Annotated in this window: 10 protein-coding genes; 6 read left to right on the top strand and 4 right to left on the bottom strand. The window is 69.4% G+C overall.

All coding sequences use genetic code 11. The annotated features are described in order from the left end of the window. The first annotated feature begins 1 nt into the window (after nucleotide 1). The 6 genes from ABZY45_RS18425 (at nucleotide 2) to ABZY45_RS18400 (ending at nucleotide 9,337) form a co-directional block, all read left to right on the top strand. A complete protein-coding gene (locus ABZY45_RS18425; RefSeq protein WP_356741174.1) occupies nucleotides 2-1,378 on the top strand; it encodes a UDP-glucose/GDP-mannose dehydrogenase family protein in 1,377 nt (458 codons plus the stop codon). After that, on the top strand, nucleotides 1,375-2,355 hold the full coding sequence (locus tag ABZY45_RS18420) for an NAD-dependent epimerase/dehydratase family protein (RefSeq protein WP_356741173.1): 981 nt from the start codon (nucleotides 1,375-1,377) through the stop codon (nucleotides 2,353-2,355). The genes ABZY45_RS18425 and ABZY45_RS18420 overlap by 4 nt, the downstream gene beginning before the upstream one ends. Beyond that, a complete protein-coding gene (locus ABZY45_RS18415) occupies nucleotides 2,352-4,028 on the top strand; it encodes a right-handed parallel beta-helix repeat-containing protein (protein ID WP_356741172.1) in 1,677 nt (558 codons plus the stop codon). Before ABZY45_RS18420 ends, ABZY45_RS18415 begins: the two co-directional genes overlap by 4 nt. Nucleotides 4,029-4,163: 135 nt before the next feature. After that, nucleotides 4,164-7,271, top strand: coding sequence for an EAL domain-containing protein (locus tag ABZY45_RS18410; protein WP_356741170.1), 3,108 nt, complete (start codon nucleotides 4,164-4,166; stop codon nucleotides 7,269-7,271). A gap of 25 nt (nucleotides 7,272-7,296) precedes the next feature. Next, nucleotides 7,297-8,547: a pyridoxal phosphate-dependent aminotransferase family protein gene (locus tag ABZY45_RS18405; protein ID WP_356741168.1), complete on the top strand. Its 1,251-nt coding sequence runs from the start codon at nucleotides 7,297-7,299 to the stop codon at nucleotides 8,545-8,547. A 7-nt stretch (nucleotides 8,548-8,554) separates the two neighbouring features. Further along, nucleotides 8,555-9,337 carry a class I SAM-dependent methyltransferase gene (locus ABZY45_RS18400; RefSeq protein WP_356741166.1) on the top strand — a complete coding sequence of 261 codons (783 nt, stop codon included), beginning with the start codon at nucleotides 8,555-8,557 and terminating at the stop codon, nucleotides 9,335-9,337. Here ABZY45_RS18400 and ABZY45_RS18395 read toward each other — a convergent pair. The 4 genes from ABZY45_RS18395 to ABZY45_RS18380 all read right to left on the bottom strand — a co-directional run bounded on the left by ABZY45_RS18395 (nucleotide 9,262) and on the right by ABZY45_RS18380 (nucleotide 13,328). Continuing rightward, nucleotides 9,262-11,127, bottom strand: a complete 1,866-nt coding sequence (locus ABZY45_RS18395; RefSeq protein ID WP_356741164.1) for a glycoside hydrolase family 15 protein — start codon at nucleotides 11,125-11,127, stop codon at nucleotides 9,262-9,264. The genes ABZY45_RS18400 and ABZY45_RS18395 overlap by 76 nt on opposite strands. 74 nt (nucleotides 11,128-11,201) lie before the next feature. Continuing rightward, on the bottom strand, nucleotides 11,202-11,951 hold the full coding sequence (locus tag ABZY45_RS18390) for a hypothetical protein (RefSeq protein ID WP_356741162.1): 750 nt from the start codon (nucleotides 11,949-11,951) through the stop codon (nucleotides 11,202-11,204). 160 nt (nucleotides 11,952-12,111) lie between these two features. Then, the gene (locus ABZY45_RS18385) at nucleotides 12,112-12,306 is read right to left on the bottom strand and encodes a hypothetical protein (protein ID WP_356741160.1); all 195 of its coding nucleotides are present in this window, start codon (nucleotides 12,304-12,306) and stop codon (nucleotides 12,112-12,114) included. Nucleotides 12,307-12,431: 125 nt separating this feature from the next. Beyond that, the gene (locus ABZY45_RS18380; RefSeq protein WP_356741159.1) at nucleotides 12,432-13,328 is read right to left on the bottom strand and encodes a phosphatidylinositol-specific phospholipase C/glycerophosphodiester phosphodiesterase family protein; all 897 of its coding nucleotides are present in this window, start codon (nucleotides 13,326-13,328) and stop codon (nucleotides 12,432-12,434) included. Nucleotides 13,329-13,555 lie beyond the last annotated feature (227 nt).

The following is a 13,555-nucleotide window of genomic DNA, read 5'->3' as shown; positions in this document are numbered from 1 at the left end:
CATGCGCATGACCGTCATCGGCACCGGATATGTGGGAACCGTGCACGCCGCGTGCATGGCCGACATCGGCCACGAGGTGCTCGGGATCGACATCGACCCCGCCCGTGTCGCCACCCTGGCGGCAGGACGCGCACCGATGTGCGAAGCCGGCCTGGACGAGCTGCTCGCCCGCACCATCGCCTCGGGCCGCCTGCACTTCACCACCTCCATGGACGAGGGTGCAGCCTTCGCACGGACCCACTTCGTGTGCGTGGGAACCCCTCAGTGCCACGACGGCGCGGCCGCGGACCTTCGGTACGTCGACGCCGTGCTGGAATCACTGGCACCGCGGCTGCGGCCCGGCAGTCTCGTCGTGGGCAAATCCACCGTGCCGGTCGGAACAGCGGAACGTATCGGCCGCGGACTGGCCGCGATCTCGCCGGGCAGCGAGGTGGCCTGGAACCCCGAGTTCCTGCGGGAAGGCTCGGCCGTCGCCGACACGATGCGGCCGGACAGACTCGTCGTGGGCGTCCGCTCGGTGGAGGCTGAGACCACCCTGCGCACGATCTACGCGCCCATGATCCAGGCCGGGGTGCCGTTCTTCGCCACCGACCCGGCCACAGCCGAACTCGTCAAGGTCGCGGCGAATTCCTTCCTCGCGACGAAGATCTCCTTCATCAACGCCATGTCCGAGGTCTGCGCCGTCGCGAATGCCGACGCCACGGTCCTCGCCCGGGCCGTGGGCGCGGACTCCCGCATCGGTGAGCGCTTCCTGGAGCCAGGGCTGGGGTTCGGCGGAAGCTGCTTCCCCAAGGACATCCGGGCGTTCGCCGCGCGCGCCGAGGAGCTCGGGGCCGGCGAGGCGGTCGCGTTCCTGCACGAGGTCGACCGCATCAACACGCGGCAGCGCCGCCGTACGGTCGCTTTCGCCCGGGACCTGATGGGCGGTTCCCTGACCGACCGGCGTGTCGCGGTCTTCGGCGCGGCCTTCAAGCCCGGCAGCGACGACGTCCGGGACTCGCCCGCACTCGCTGTCGCCTCTACCCTGCAACGGGAGGGAGCAGAGGTCCGCGTCCATGACCCGCAGGCCCTGGACAACGCCCGCGCCGCGTGTCCCGGCCCGGCTTACGTCTCGAACGTCCCCGAAGCCTGCGCGGACGCCGATCTGGTGCTGCATCTGACGGCGTGGCCCGAGTACCGCCAGATCGACCCGGCCGCTCTCGCCCTCGTCGTACGCGAACCGTCGATGCTGGATGCACGGAACAGCCTCGATACCCGGATCTGGCAGCAGGCCGGGTGGGCGATGCACAGCCTGGGGCGCCTGCAGGCCGGCGGGCTCGGATCGGGCACCGAGCGCTCCAGCGAGCGTCCGGTGCTGGTGGCAGGAGGTGCGTCATGAGGATCGTGGTGACCGGTGGTGGCGGTTTCGTGGGTTCCCACCTGTGCGAGGCCCTTCTCCGCAGGGGCGACGTGGTCTGGTGCCTGGACAACTTTTCCACCGGGGAACCGGACAACGTGACCAGGCTCCGTGACGCGCCTGGCTTCCACAGCCTGCGGGCCGACGTGACCTCGCCCTTCGACGTCCCCGGACCCGTGCATGCCGTGGCCCACCTCGCGAGCCCGGCGTCGCCGGTGGACTACGGCCGCCTCCCGGTCGAGACACTCACGGTGGGCAGCCGCGGTACGGAGAACTGTCTGAGCCTGGCGCTGCGGCACGGGGCCCGGTTCCTCCTCGCCTCCACCAGCGAGGTCTACGGAGATCCCGAGATCCATCCGCAGCCCGAGGACTACTGGGGGCGGGTCAACCCCATCGGGCCCCGCAGCGTGTACGACGAGGCCAAGCGCTATGCGGAAGCACTGGCCATGGCATACCGGCGCAGCCTCGGCGCCGACGTCGGCATCGTGCGGATCTTCAACACCTACGGCCCCAGGATGCGGCCGTACGACGGCCGCGTGGTGTCGACGTTCATCCGCGAGGCGCTGGAGGGCCGCCCCCTCACCGTCTACGGGGACGGCAGCCAGACCCGTAGCTTCTGCTACGTCGACGACCTCGTACGCGGGCTCATCGCCATGATCGACAGCTCGCTCAGCGGTCCGGTCAATCTGGGCAACCCCTGCGAGAACACGGTGAGCGAGCTCGCCGAGCACGTACTCTCCGCCACCGGGTCGTCCTCCGCCGTCGAGCACCGGCCGCTGCCCGTCGACGATCCGACCCGGCGACGCCCCGTCATCGCCCGGGCCCGGGACCAGCTCGGCTGGGCCCCCCGCGTCCCCCTCGACGAAGGGCTGAGGCGTACGGTCGGCTGGTTCGTCTCCCGGCCCGCTCCCACCGAAGGGCCGCTGCACCCACATGCGCAGGAGCCCGTGGAGGCATGACCCCGATGCGCCGGCTCCCCTCCACTCCCGCCCTGGGACGCCGTACTCCCAGCGTCCTGCTCGCCCTGGCGCTGTCCCTGGGCGCGGCCAGTTGCGTCGACACGCCCCACTACTCACCGACACGCACCTACTACGTGAGTCCCGAGGGCGACGACCGGCACGACGGGACGTCGGAGACCCAGGCATGGCGGACGCTCGCCAGGGCGGAGCGCGTCGCGCTCGAGCCCGGCGACCGGTTGCTGCTGCGGGGTGGTGCCCGCTTCCACGGAACCGTCACGATCAAGGCAAACGAGGCAGGCAGCACACGATCGCCTGTCCTGATCAGCTCGTACGGGGACGGCCGGGCCACTGTCGTGGCGTCCACCGGCCCGGGCATCTCCGTGCACAACACGGCGGGTGTGAAGATCAGCGATCTCACCGTGACCGGCGGGAGCGGCACCCGCGCCGACGAAGGCGGCATCAATCTCTACAACGACCGTCCGGGCGGTGGGAAGCTGGGACCCGTCGAGCTGTCCGGAATCGAGGTCTCGGGCTTCGCCGTGGGTGTGGCGATCGGCGGCAAGGACGAGAAGTCGGGGTTCAGGGACGTGTCGGTGCGTCAGGCCCGGCTGCACGACAACAAGGACGCCGGACTGCTCGCGTACGGCCCTGACTTCGACCCCGAACGCCCCGCCTACACGCACCGGAACATCGACATCGAGGACGTCGAGGCCTTCCGCAACCCCGGTGACCCGACGGCCGCCCACCGTCACACCGGTGACGGCATCATCCTCGGGTCGGTCCGTGACGCCACCGTGCGCGAGTCCAGCGCCCACGACAACGGGGCGCGCTCATCGGCCGAAGCACCGAGCGGACCCGTGGGGATCTGGGCCTACGACGCTACGGCCATTCGGATCGAGCGGAACGTGTCCTACCGCAACCACACCGGCTCCGATGTCGACGGGGCCGGTTTCGGACTGGACTCCAACGTCTCGTCCTCGACGCTCCAGTACAACCTGACCTTCGGTAACGACGGCCCCGGCTACTACGCCTATTCGAGGACGGCCAACGGAGCACATCGCGACAACACGATCCGCTACAACATCAGTGCGTCCGACGGACGCAAGCTGTCCCACAACGGCGGAATCGCCGTACACGGCAAGGACATCCGCGACCTGAAGATCTACCAGAACACCGTGGTGATGCCCGACTCCTCTCATGGTGCCGCACCCGCCCTGCGTCTGCGACAGGGCGAACAGGGTGTCGTCCTGCGCAACAACGTCCTGGTCAACGAGAGCGGGCCGGTGCTCACGGCGGAGTCCGGCCTGGGGCCGGCCGACGTCACGTTGCAGGGCAACAACTACCGCACCACGGACGGAGCCTGGTCGGTCGACTGGGGAAGCCGTACTTATCCGGAACTGAGCGCGTGGCGCGCGGCCACCGATCAGGAGCGGGTGGGACAGCGCGCGACCGGGCTGACGATCGACCCGTGCTTCACCGGGGGAGAACTGCCGGCGATCCGCTCGGCACACGACGCGAGGGCCGTCGTCCCGGACTGCACGGGTCAGGACGGACTCGATCTGCGGGCCCTGTTCGGTACGGATCCCGGAGACGTCGACTACTTCGGCAACGAGGTGCCCGTCCCCCCGCCGGTCGGAGCAGCTGTGCCTCAGGACCCCGATTCAGGTACGTGAGCGACAAGATGCAGTCCGGTGCGGGCCGTGTCTACGATCGAAAAGGGTTTCCGCGCCTGAGCCCACAAAAGTTCTCCCGGCTCGGTGTCCGGCAACGCAGGGAGGCGCTCGCCAGTGCTTCGGGCACATCGGCCGATGGCCGCGTACACCGCTTTCGTCCTGTGCGTCACCGCCCTGTACCTCGCGTTCGCCGACCTGCGAACCCCTCTGTGGGCCGTGATCGGGCTGAGCGGATTCGCGGCGGTGCTGGCGGGTGTGCACCTGAATCGTCCCGCACATCGCTGGCCTTGGTGGTTCCTCGCAGGAGGCCTTCTCTCCTTCGCCGTCGGCGACACCGTCTACAACGTGCTCGAGGTGTACCTGGGGGTCGCCGCCCCCTTCCCGTCGGCGGCGGATGTCGCGTACCTCCTGACCTATCCGCTGTTGGCAGCCGGGCTGCTGGGGCTGCTGAGGTACCGCTGGCTGAACCGGGATCTGCCCAGCCTCCTGGACGCGCTGATCTTCACCGGGGCACTTGCCCTGGTGGTCTGGGTGAGCCTGATGCGGCCGCTCACCGATGTGGAGGGCATGACATGGCAGGAGCGCGCCGTCAGCATGGCCTACCCGCTCGGCGACGTTCTCGTGCTGGCTCTGCTCTTCAGGTTGCTCACACCCAGCCAGCCGGCCGGCAGTAACAGGTCGGTGCAGTTCCTCGTCCTCGGCACGGTCACCGTTCTGGGATTCGACATCCTGTACGGAATCCTCCAGCTCTACAGCACCTGGCACGTGGGCACGCTGCTGGACATCGGCTGGGTCCTCTTCTACGCGGCCTGGGGACTGGCCGCGCTTCATCCCTCGATGGTCGCGCTGACGGCCCGCTCGCCGCAGCGCCAGCACGTGCTGCCACGGCCGAGGCGGCTGGTGCTGCTGGCCGTGGCGACGTTGGTCGCGCCGGCGATCCTGCTCTGGGAGGCCTTGCTGGGCAACGCCGACGACGCGACCGTGATCGGGGGCTTCACCGGCGGTCTGTACCTCCTGGTCATCTTCCGGCTGGCAGGCATGGTCGTGGCCCATCGCAAGGCCCTGGCCCGAGAGCATGCGCTGCGCAACGCGTCGTCGTCGCTGGTGGCCGCGGACCGGCCTCGGCAGATAGCGCTGTCCTGCGAATCCGCGGTCGACGCGCTGTTCGGCCCCTCGGTCCCGCACGGCAGTCTGCTGCTGTCACCGCAGCACTCCGCCGATCTGTACGCGGAGTTGAATATCGCCGACACGGTCGCCGAGCCGGCGGATCCGCTCGCCGCCACTGTCACGGACCAGATGCCGAGCCCCGGGCTGCCGGCCTTCAGCGGCACTCGGCAGGTTTCCACCACCGAACTCGACCCCCGCATCGTCGCCGCCCTCGGCACTCTGCCCGCCACCCTGGTGTGTCCGCTGGTCAACCCCGACCGTCCTGGCCCGCAGACAGGTGTCCTCCTGGCGGCAGGCCCCGAGAAGCAGCTCGCCGAGACATGGGGTTCCTTGGAGATCCTTGCCTCGCAGGCGGGGCTCGCGATGGAACGGGTCACGCTCCGTGAGGAGATCATCCGGCGTAAAAGCGAAGCCTACTTCCGTACGCTCGTGCGCAACGGTTCGGACGTGATCCTGATCATCGACGACGACGACACGGTGCGGTACGCGAGCCCTTCGGCAAGCAGTGTCTTCGGGGGAGTTCCGTTGAACGGCGTAGCACTGCCGGCTCTGGTCGACTCGAGCGAAGCCGACCGGGCGGCTCGGACGCTGGCGAGCGCGCGTGAGAGCAGCGGCCGGAGCGCCAAGGACCACTGGCGCATCCCCGACGAGAGCGGCCTGGTGGAGGTGGAGGTGAAGTGCAGCAATCTCCGGCACGACCCGACCGTCCGCGGCCTGGTCGTCACCCTCCGAAACGTCACGGAACAGCGTGCGCTGGAGCACGAGCTCACACAGCGCGCCTTCCACGATCCGCTCACCGGGTTGCCCAACCGGGCCCTGTTGCTGGAGCGCATCGGGCGGGCGTTGTTGCGCGGCCGGCGCGAATCGGCACTCACCTGCGTGCTCTTCATGGACGTCGACGACTTCAAGCTGGTCAACGACTCGATGGGGCACTCGGTCGGTGACCAGTTGCTCGTCGCGGTGGCCAACAGGCTGTCGGCCGCACTGCGCCGCAGCGACACCGCGGCCCGGCTGGGAGGTGACGAGTTCGCGGTGCTGATGGAGGACGCGAAGCGGCCGCTGGATGCCGAACTCCTGGCGGCGCAGCTCGTGCAGGCACTGAGTCGGCCGTTCAGACTGCCACACGCAACGGTGAGCGTGACCGTCAGCGTGGGTGTCGCGACGGGCATGGACAGCGTGGACACCGAGGACCTGCTGGGCCGCGCGGATCTGGCGCTGTACGCGGCCAAGGCCGCGGGAAAGCATCGGTGGCATCGATACCAGCCCCGGCTGCACATGCGCATGATGGAACGGCATGAGCTGCAGTCGGCGATGGACTCCGCCATAGCCGAGAACCAATTCGTCCTGCGCTACCAGCCCGTGGTCGACATCACCGACGGTGATGCCGTCCTCGGCTTCGAAGCACTGGTCCGCTGGTCGCACCTGCGTCACGGGCTTCTTCCACCCCAGCAGTTCATCAGCATCGCGGAGGAGAGCGGCCAGATCAACATGCTCGGCGCCTGGGTACTGAACCATGCCGCGAGTGATGTCGCCGGTCTGCAGCGGGTGTCCGGTTCCTCCCCCTCCCCCTACGCCAGCGTGAACGTCTCCGCGTTGCAGTTCCGGGATCAGGGCTTTCCGCGCAGGGTCAGCGACGTCATGGAGGCCTCCGGTCTCGCCCCGGGTTCCCTGCAGCTGGAGCTGACGGAAACCGCCCTCGTGACGGAGCCGGCACAGGCGCGCTCGGTCATGCGGCAGCTCAGGGGCCTGGGGGTCCGCATCGCCATCGACGACTTCGGCACAGGATTCGCCTCGCTGCGCTATCTGCAGGAGTTCCCGGTCGATGTACTCAAGATCGACAAGTCGTTCATCGACGGCATCACAGAGGACAGCAAGAAGCTCGGACTGGTCGAGGGCATCCTGGGCATCGCCAACACTCTCGGACTGCAGGTGATCGCCGAGGGCATCGAGAACACGGCCCAACGCGATCTGCTGACGGCCCTGGGATGCAGGTGCGGGCAGGGGTTCCTCTTCGCCCGTCCCATGACCGTGGAACAGGGAGGACATCTGCTGAGCCGGAGCGGCACCACTCGATGAGGACCCGTCCGGGAAAGGACCATCCATGCGTGACACCGCTCCGGCGCCCGCGGATTCGTCGACCCACGCGCGGTGGGAGGATCTGGACAGACTCCGGCGGACGAGCGCGATGTGCGACGCCGTCCTCGACGAGGTCGACGGCCGGCACATCCGCTGTGGCGACCACTGGCTCGTCGACTTCGCCTCGTGCAACTACCTGGGCTTCGACCGCGACCCCGAGATCATCGCGGCGATCGAGCCGGCCGTGCGCCGCTGGGGAACACACCCCAGTTGGTCGAGGCTGCTCGGCAGCCCGCGGCTGTACGTCGAGATCGAGGAGCGACTTGCCGCTCTCCTCGGCGTCCAGGACACCCTGCTGCTGCCTACCGTGACGCTCATCCACACCTCGGTCATCCCCATTCTCGCCGGTCAGGGGCACGTCTACGTCGATGCCGCCGCCCACCGGACGGTGTACGACGGATGTCTGGCGGCCCGGGCCAAGGGGGCTACGCTGCACCGCTTCCGAGCCGACCGTCCCGAGGAGCTGGAGATGCTGCTCGCCCGGATCCCGCCGGGGCCGCCTGGTCTGGTCTGTCTGGACGGGGTGAACAGCATGAGCGGCAACATCCCCGACCTGCCGACCCTGGCCGCGATCTGCAGGCGCAGGAACGCGACGCTCTACGTGGACGATGCCCATGGGTTCGGAGTGGTCGGAGAACGCGCCGCAGCCGAGTCCTGCCCGTACGGGGCACGGGGCAACAGCGTCGTCCGGCACATGGGCGAGACCTACGACGGCATCGTGCTCGTCGGCGGATTCTCCAAGGCGTACTCCTCGCTGCTCGCCTTTCTGGCTCTGCCCACCCGCCTGAAGAACCGCCTGAAGGTCGACGCCGCGCCGTACCTGTACTCCGGCCCCTCCCCGACAGCGTCACTCGCTACGGCGCTCGCCGGTCTGGACGTGAACGAGCGTCGGGGGGACGCCCTTCGCGCCGGCCTGTACCTCAAGACCGTCCGCGTACTCGACCACCTCCGTGAGCTCGGTCTGCCGACGCTCAACACGGACCGGCTACCGATCGTGGAGATCCCGCTGGGCGGCGGAAGCGATATCGACGCGGTCGCCGAGTACCTGTGGGAGCAGGGCATCTACGTGACCCTGGCCGCCTATCCGCTGGTCCCCCGCGACCAGGTGGGCTTCCGGGTGCAGATCACGGCACTGAACTCGGACGAGGACATCGACCAGCTCAACGACGCGCTGACCGGCCTGTCCCAGCGATTCGCCTTCACCGACGGGAGATGACCTCATCGTGTCCGCACATCCGGCCGGAACACCTCCGGTACTCAACGACCACGTCGACTGGGACAGCTGGCCCGTCGAGGACTACCTCACGGAGAACTACCGGGAGCTGCACCCCTCCGATGCGGCGGTCATCAGCCACCACTCCGCGTTCTACCGCCGCCTCGCGCCCGGGAGCATCGCCCGCTCCGTGGAATTCGGCGCCGGACCCAACCTGTACCCCCTCATGCTGTCCTCCGCCGTGAGCCGTCACATCGACGCGGTGGAGACGAGTGCGAAGTGTGTCGGCTATCTGAAGCAGCAGGTGGCCGGACCGCCGGACGCGACGTGGTCTTCGTTCCACGAGCTGTGCAGACGGCTCAACCCTGCCCTGCCCGCCACGCCGGCGGATGCGCTGCGAGGGGTCCACGTCGTCCACAGCGACGTCCGGACCTTGGCACCCGGTACGTACGGCCTCGCGTCCATGCATTTCGTCGCCGAGGGCGTGACCGAGGATCACGTCGAGTTCCTCGACTTCTGCCGCCTCTTCATCCGCTCCGTGACACCGGGCGGGTACCTGGTCGCCGCCTTCATGGAGAACATGCCCACCTACCAGATCGGCCCGGCATCGCGGTGGCCGGGCTTTCCGGTGAATCGGGAGCTCGTCTCGGACGCGTTCGCACCCTTCACCGAACACCTGGCGGTCACCCGCATCGATGCCGACCCCAGCCTGCCGGACTACGGGGATTCCGGCATGCTGCTGCTCACCGCGGTGCGCAGCGAGGAGCGCTCGTCCCCGCCCCGGTCCCCGTGACCGAGCGACATCCGCTGCATGGCGAACGCGGTCTCCACCAAGGAGATGTGGCTGAACGCCTGCGGAGCGTTGCCGAGTTGCCGTCGCCCCGCCGGATCCCACTGCTCGGACAGCAGCCCCACGTCGTTCCGTACAGCCAGCACGCGATCGAAGACGTTCTGGGCCTCGTCGAGGTCCCCGGTGGCCGCCAGCGCATCGGCGTACCAGAGCGAACACGCCACGAACGGGCATTCGGAACCCGGCATGCCGTCCACGCGGTCGACCCCGGGCCCCGTGAGCCTGTACCGGTACAGGAACCCGTCCTGGTCGAGCGCCCGCATCGCCCGGACGGTCCCTCGCACCCTCCCGTCACTGGCGGGCAGGAAGCCGAGCCCGGGAATCAGCAGGGCCGAGGCGTCCAGAGCGGTCCCGCCATAGGTCTGCACGAACGACCCACGGCTGTCGTCCCAGCCTTCCCGGCACACTTCCCGGTGGACCGTGTCCTTCATGGCCCGCCACTCCTTCGACGTGCCGTTCCTGCCGAGCATCTCCCCCATCCGCAGTGCCCGGTCCGCCGCCACCCACGACATGACCTTGGAGTGGACGAAGTGCCGTCGCGGGCCCCGGACCTCCCAGAGCCCCTGATCGGGATCCCGCCAGTGGATCAGCAGGTAGCCCATCAGCTCCTTGACCAGACTCCACATCCGCGGCTTCATCGTGACCCCTGCCCGGAGGGCCCAGTAGAGGGTGTCCAGCACCTCGCCGTACACATCCAGCTGGTATTGCTCCACGGCGGCGTTGCCGAACCGCACCGGACGTGATCCCTCGTATCCCGGCAGCCAGGGGGCTTCGGTCTCCGGCAGCAGCCGTTCGCCACCCAGGCCGTACACGCTCTGCAGGCCTGAGAGCCCACCCGCGGTCGCGCGCAGCAGCCAGTCGAGCCAGGCGGTCGCCTCCTCCTGGTAGCCGCTGCGCAGCAGACAGGACAGCGCGAGGGTGGAGTCGCGCAGCCAGCAGTGCCGGTAGTCCCAGTTGCGCTCGCCGCCGAGCTGCTCGGGGAGCGAGGTGGTCGGAGCGGCGACGACGCTGCCGGTCGGTGCGTAGATCAGTGCCTTCAGCGTGATCAGTGACCGCACCACGGCCTCTCGCGAGGGCCCCTGGTACTGACACCGGGAGACCCAGCACCGCCAGAACCCCTGGGTCTCCCTGAGCATCGTCGCCGCGGGGATGCGGAGCGCCGAGGGCACATCCGGCAGGTGGGACGGCGCCCAGACCAGTTGCAGCGTCACCTGCTCCCCAGCCGAAACCGTGAAGTCACCGACCGTGGAATCCGGTCCGCCGGACATCTGTACCGGGCCTTCCGTGCCCAGCCAGGTGGAGTCGGGACCCGCCGTCGCCACGGTGAAGCGCTCGGTGGCGCGCACCCACGGAACGACGCGGCCCTGATGGAAACGTGGCTTCAGCTCGCTGCGCATGCGGACTGAACCGGACAGCCCTTCGACCATCCGTACGATGCAGGGGCGCACCACCCGCGGCGGCATGAAATCCGTGACGCGCACCGTGCCCGACGGGGTGTCCCAGAACGTGTCCAGGACCAGGGTGCCGGCCCGGTAGGCGCGATGAGTGCCCAGGCCCGCTCCGGCGGGTGAGACACGCCAGAATCCGTTCTCGCCCGTGCCCAGAAGGGCGGCAAAACAGGCGGGAGAGTCGAAACGCGGCAGGCACAGCCAGTCGATCGACCCGTCGCGGCCGATCATGGCCGCGGTTTCCAGGTCGCCTATCAGGGCGTAGTCCTCGATGTTCTCGTTCATGACCGGACTACGCCGTCGTGCTCAATGCCGCGCTGCGACCATTTTAGTTCTTCTCCCCTACCGCCGCACGTGGGTCAGCCCGCAGGCCCCCGGCTGCCGGGCTTGACGGAGCGGCCTTCGACGAGCGCCCGCCGGATGTGCGCGGCTGCCGCACGGGCGTGGTCCGAGGTCGCCGTGCGGTCGGCCACGGAGGTGACGAAGCGGTGAGTGGGCCGCAGGCACTGGCCGCACGGGGTGTCGGTGGTGAGCAGGTATCCGTCCTCACAGTGCGGGTTCGCGCAGCGGCTGGGGCTCACGAGGGCCTCGGCGACCTCCTGCGGCGCCCAGCGGCGGCGGCCGTCCTCGTCCTTCTCGTGCAGGGCGTGGGACCAGCGGACGTTCCACCGGCGCTCGACCCGTTCCAGGAGCTGGTTCGGGGTGCGCCGGGCCAGTTCCCGGTGGATCAGGTCGTGCACCGTTCGGGGGTGCCGGTGGCCGAGCGCCTGGACCAGCGGTTGCGGGAGGGCCTGGAGGATGTAGGCGACCGGGTCGCCGCTCGCGCGCGACTGCCACTTCCTGCAGGGGCAGGGGCCCTGGGGAGGCAGCCGTCGCTGGCACCGGCCGCACTGGCCACGGCATTCCGCGCAGAGTCCGTCGTCGAGCCCGTCCACATGCGGGGCGGGAGCCCGCCCGCAGTCACGGCAACAGGCCGCGCAGGGGCCGCAGAGCCGTTCGTCGCCGAGTTTCGTCGTCCACTGCCGCTGCTGGCACCGGCAGCACAGGGCGTTGTTGCAGTACTCGTGGTGCGCGGCGCCCGACTGCCGTCCGGGGGGCGGAAATGACATTGCTGCGTTCTCCAGGTGCGTGGCCGGGATCGGTCAGGTCCGAGCCATGTCGACGAAGCGCGCGCAGGGGCCCGCGTACGACGGTATCGCCCCGTACGGGACCCGTGCGGCACTCTGCCACGATCGGGACGACATTCTCCCACCTGGAGAGGGGAGGCCGTCAGGGCCGCAGGTCACTCACGACGTTCGCGGTGGCGGTGATCCCTTCGTGGATGGTGGGAGCCATGCTCGTGCCCGCGAGAAGGAACCCGAGCAGGGCACAGACGATCGCGTGCGAGACCTTGAGCCCGCCGTTGCGCAGGAAGATCACTGCGAGGATCAGCAGGAGCAGCACTACTGAGATCGAAACGGCCATGGCCAACCTCCTCCGCCGCGCCGGATTTGCGGCATTCGGCCGCCAGTGTGGCGCAGCGGGGAGACCGTTCGGCGCACTGGCGTGTCGGCCGAACGGGTGTTGACGCACGGTGACCGCAGGCTCGGTCAGCGGTCCTTTCCGCCACGGCTCTGGCGGTGGCGGAGGAAGGCCTCGAGCCCGGCGAGGTCGTCCGTGTTGAGGTGGTCGACGCCCGCGGCGAGGAGCTCGGTCCACACGGCGTCGCGCTGCGGGCCGGCCACGTCGGGCGTGCCCCAGAAGCGGACGCGCTGTCCGGCACGGTGGGCGGTGGAGACGAGGGTGTGCAGCCGGTCCCGTTCGGCGGCGGGGAAGGGGCCGGTGCCGAGCCAGCTGAAGCTCTGGGTCCAGTTCCCACTGATCAGCGGGATGAAGGAGGCGGGTGCCGCGCTGCCGAGGTCGTCGGGACGGCCGTCGTAGAAGGCGTACCGGGTGGTCTGCGCCTCCATGGGGGCGCGGGCCGCGCGGTCGCCCGAGATGACGGGAGTGACCGCGCCGGTGCGGACCCGGCCGTGGACGGACCGGGTGAGCATGTGCCGGTAGCGCCGGAGGATTTCGTCGAGGGCCAGGTAGGCGGCGGCGCCGTCGGTCTTGATGTCGATCAGCAGTTGCAGCGGAGCGCGGTGTCCTGCGTGGACGGATCCGTGATGGGCGCGCACGAGGGCCAGCAGCGGGTCGAGGTAGAGCCCGGTGAGGGTGCGTGAGGGGTCGAGGGTCTCCGCCTCATGGGCTACGAGCAGTTCACCGTCGACGAGGAAGATGTCCGCCTCGACGCTCGTGAAACCGTGTGCGAGGGCGTCGTGGAGCGGGTGCGGGTGCAGGTAGTCGTTGTGCGCGTGGGCCTGGGCGAGCGGGCGGCGTCCCACGGGCCGCCCGGTCGCCGCGGTGGCAGGTGCGGCGACGGCGACCTGGGACGGGATGAACACGCCTGCCGCGGTGGTGGCGAGGGCGGTGGTGACGACTCTGCGACGGGTCAGGTGTGCCATGGGGGGTCTCCTGAAGCGGGGAGGCGGGCAGAGCGGGCGGACGCGACGAGTATGGACGCGGGGACGGGCTGAAAGGCAGGTACCTGCCAAGAGTTGGGGCCGTCGTCGTCCGCCCGTCGGCTGCGCTGCGCCTTCTGTTCCCCCCTTCCGCCGCCACCCGGCACGGAGCGCCGACGGAAGGGCGGGGCACATGTCTCACGTGCCCCGCCCTCGGCCGGGCCTCAGGA

Source organism: Streptomyces sp. NPDC006516, assembly GCF_040611875.1.
Taxonomy (GTDB): Bacteria; Actinomycetota; Actinomycetes; order Streptomycetales; family Streptomycetaceae; genus Streptomyces.
The sequence above is the reverse complement of the archived record's forward strand: the minus strand, read 5'-3'. Positions and strand labels throughout refer to the sequence as shown.